The organism is Coprococcus intestinihominis, from assembly GCF_040096555.1.
In the GTDB taxonomy this organism is placed as follows: domain Bacteria; phylum Bacillota; class Clostridia; order Lachnospirales; family Lachnospiraceae; genus Coprococcus_A; species Coprococcus_A intestinihominis.
This window is the reverse complement of record NZ_JBBMEK010000412.1, coordinates 1-1,687: the sequence shown is the minus strand read 5'-3', so window position 1 is coordinate 1,687 and position 1,687 is coordinate 1. Positions and strand designations below refer to the sequence as shown.

Below are 1,687 nucleotides of genomic sequence, written 5' to 3'. Positions count from 1 at the left end.
ATTATATAACCAAATTGAAGGAAAAGAATTATCTGAAGAGGCAGGGAAGTAGCCAAAAAGGGAAATGGGTGATATTAACAAAACGAGATTGACACTTGTATCAATTCGTGTTAAACTATGAAATGTAAGGAGGAGAGAAAGATGCCTAGAAAACCATCATTAGACGGCAAAGATTCTAGTCTGAGAATTAGGATGTCACCAGAGCAAAAAGAAAAGCTAGTATCTTATGCAGAGAGACATTATCAGACTATGAGTAATGTAATATTCCAGGCGTTGGACATTCTTTACGCAAGAGAAGAACAACAAAATAATAAAGAGTAAAATGGAGTTATTTTGGAGTTTATTTCTTCATAAGCGGTGCGAAAAACACAAAAACAGAACGCACGTTCGAAATATAAACCTCTAATAACAGCCTTTGCGTGTCATGAAACGCAGTCCGCAAAGGAGTTTGAATAGAAGTCGAATCCTCGGAAAAGCCTGTATTTATGGGCTTTCCCGGGGATTTATTTTTGTCTCTGGAGTGCAAATGGAGTTAAAAATTATTTTTTTTACTAGCCGGATTTCTTGAATAGACAAGGTTTTTCGGAATATCATTGCATTTCCAGAAGAGAATATCGGGGAATTTTTATAGAACAGTTTGTTTTGATGAAGTAGTTTTCATCATGGCAGGCTGTTTTTTTATTGCTTTTGAATTTGTAAGGAAATTTTACCTGTGGAAAATTTGCAAAAATTCGGAAAAATGTGTCCGAAAATCCTCCTGCCAGTCCGGTGTACATGAAGGGAAAACTTTCAGAACACAAAGGAGGTACTGATTATGCAGAACAAATTATTTTTAAAAGCAGCAGATGTATGTGAACTTTTGGAGGTATCTACAACCTCTGCTTATGAGATCATTGCAAATTTGAACAGCGAACTGGAAAAGAAAGGGTATCTGGTTCTTAAAGGAAAGGTTCCGACCAAGTATTTTGTGGAACGTTTTTACGGGATTGAGGATGTCTGCCACATACCACAGGAGAAGGGAGTGGAATGGTTCCATGCGTAAAAGAAAGATGTATTTGTCAGTGGAAGACGTAGCGGAAGTATTTGATATCTCGGTTTCTTTTGCTTACAGGGTAGTGGAACTGATGAACGCTGACCTGGCAAATAAAAATTATTATGTGATATTAGGACGGGTGCCCACTCGTTATGTTGAGGACAAGATTTATGGTCTGGAACATGTAGAACAGTATTTATCGGAGGAAAAAGCAATATGAGTATGACACAGGAAAAAATGTATATGAACGTAGATGATGTTTGTGCAGTATTGGGAGTATCGAAAGCCTTTGCATATAAAATCATGAAAGGCTACAACGAGGAACTGAAAGAAAGAGGATTTCTGGTTATTCCCGGAAAGATATCAACGAAATTTCTTGCCGAGAAGATTTATGGGATGAAAGTGGAGAAATAGCAATGGGAGTATATAAAGAAGGAAAAAACTGGAAAGTACAGGTGTATTACAAGGACTGGCAGGGAAACCGGAAGAGAAAACAGAAACGTGGCTTTCGGACCAAGGGAGAAGCAAAAGAGTGGGAGAGGGATTTCCTTCAGCAGCAGACGGTTTCGGGTAGAGCTGTTCCGAGTCAATCCAATAACTGACCAAGCTAACCAAGCTACTAACCAAGCTAACCAAGATTTAGAGAGATTAGAC

The 1,687-nt window shown here is 38.4% G+C and carries 4 protein-coding genes and 1 pseudogene; all 5 read left to right on the top strand.

What is annotated here, in order from left to right:
- Nucleotides 1-141 precede the first annotated feature (141 nt).
- A complete protein-coding gene (locus WMO25_RS17770) occupies nucleotides 142-321 on the top strand; it encodes a hypothetical protein (RefSeq protein WP_008705291.1) in 180 nt (59 codons plus the stop codon).
- Between the two features lie 493 nt (nucleotides 322-814).
- Nucleotides 815-1,042 carry a DNA-binding protein gene (locus tag WMO25_RS17765; protein WP_349086535.1) on the top strand — a complete coding sequence of 76 codons (228 nt, stop codon included), beginning with the start codon at nucleotides 815-817 and terminating at the stop codon, nucleotides 1,040-1,042.
- Nucleotides 1,035-1,253, top strand: a complete 219-nt coding sequence (locus WMO25_RS17760; RefSeq protein ID WP_349086534.1) for a hypothetical protein — start codon at nucleotides 1,035-1,037, stop codon at nucleotides 1,251-1,253. The genes WMO25_RS17765 and WMO25_RS17760 overlap by 8 nt, the downstream gene beginning before the upstream one ends.
- On the top strand, nucleotides 1,250-1,447 hold the full coding sequence (locus tag WMO25_RS17755; RefSeq protein WP_349086533.1) for a DNA-binding protein: 198 nt from the start codon (nucleotides 1,250-1,252) through the stop codon (nucleotides 1,445-1,447). Before WMO25_RS17760 ends, WMO25_RS17755 begins: the two co-directional genes overlap by 4 nt.
- Nucleotides 1,448-1,449: 2 nt before the next feature.
- Nucleotides 1,450-1,596, top strand: a pseudogene (locus tag WMO25_RS17750) (Arm DNA-binding domain-containing protein); the annotation flags it as partial.
- Nucleotides 1,597-1,687: the final 91 nt, after the last annotated feature.

Coding starts and splice junctions, on each gene's coding strand:
- WMO25_RS17770 (WP_008705291.1), top strand. CDS start 142: ATGCCTAGAAAACCATCATTAGACGGCAAAGATTCTAGTCTGAGAATT.
- WMO25_RS17765 (WP_349086535.1), top strand. CDS start 815: ATGCAGAACAAATTATTTTTAAAAGCAGCAGATGTATGTGAACTTTTG.
- WMO25_RS17760 (WP_349086534.1), top strand. CDS start 1,035: ATGCGTAAAAGAAAGATGTATTTGTCAGTGGAAGACGTAGCGGAAGTA.
- WMO25_RS17755 (WP_349086533.1), top strand. CDS start 1,250: ATGAGTATGACACAGGAAAAAATGTATATGAACGTAGATGATGTTTGT.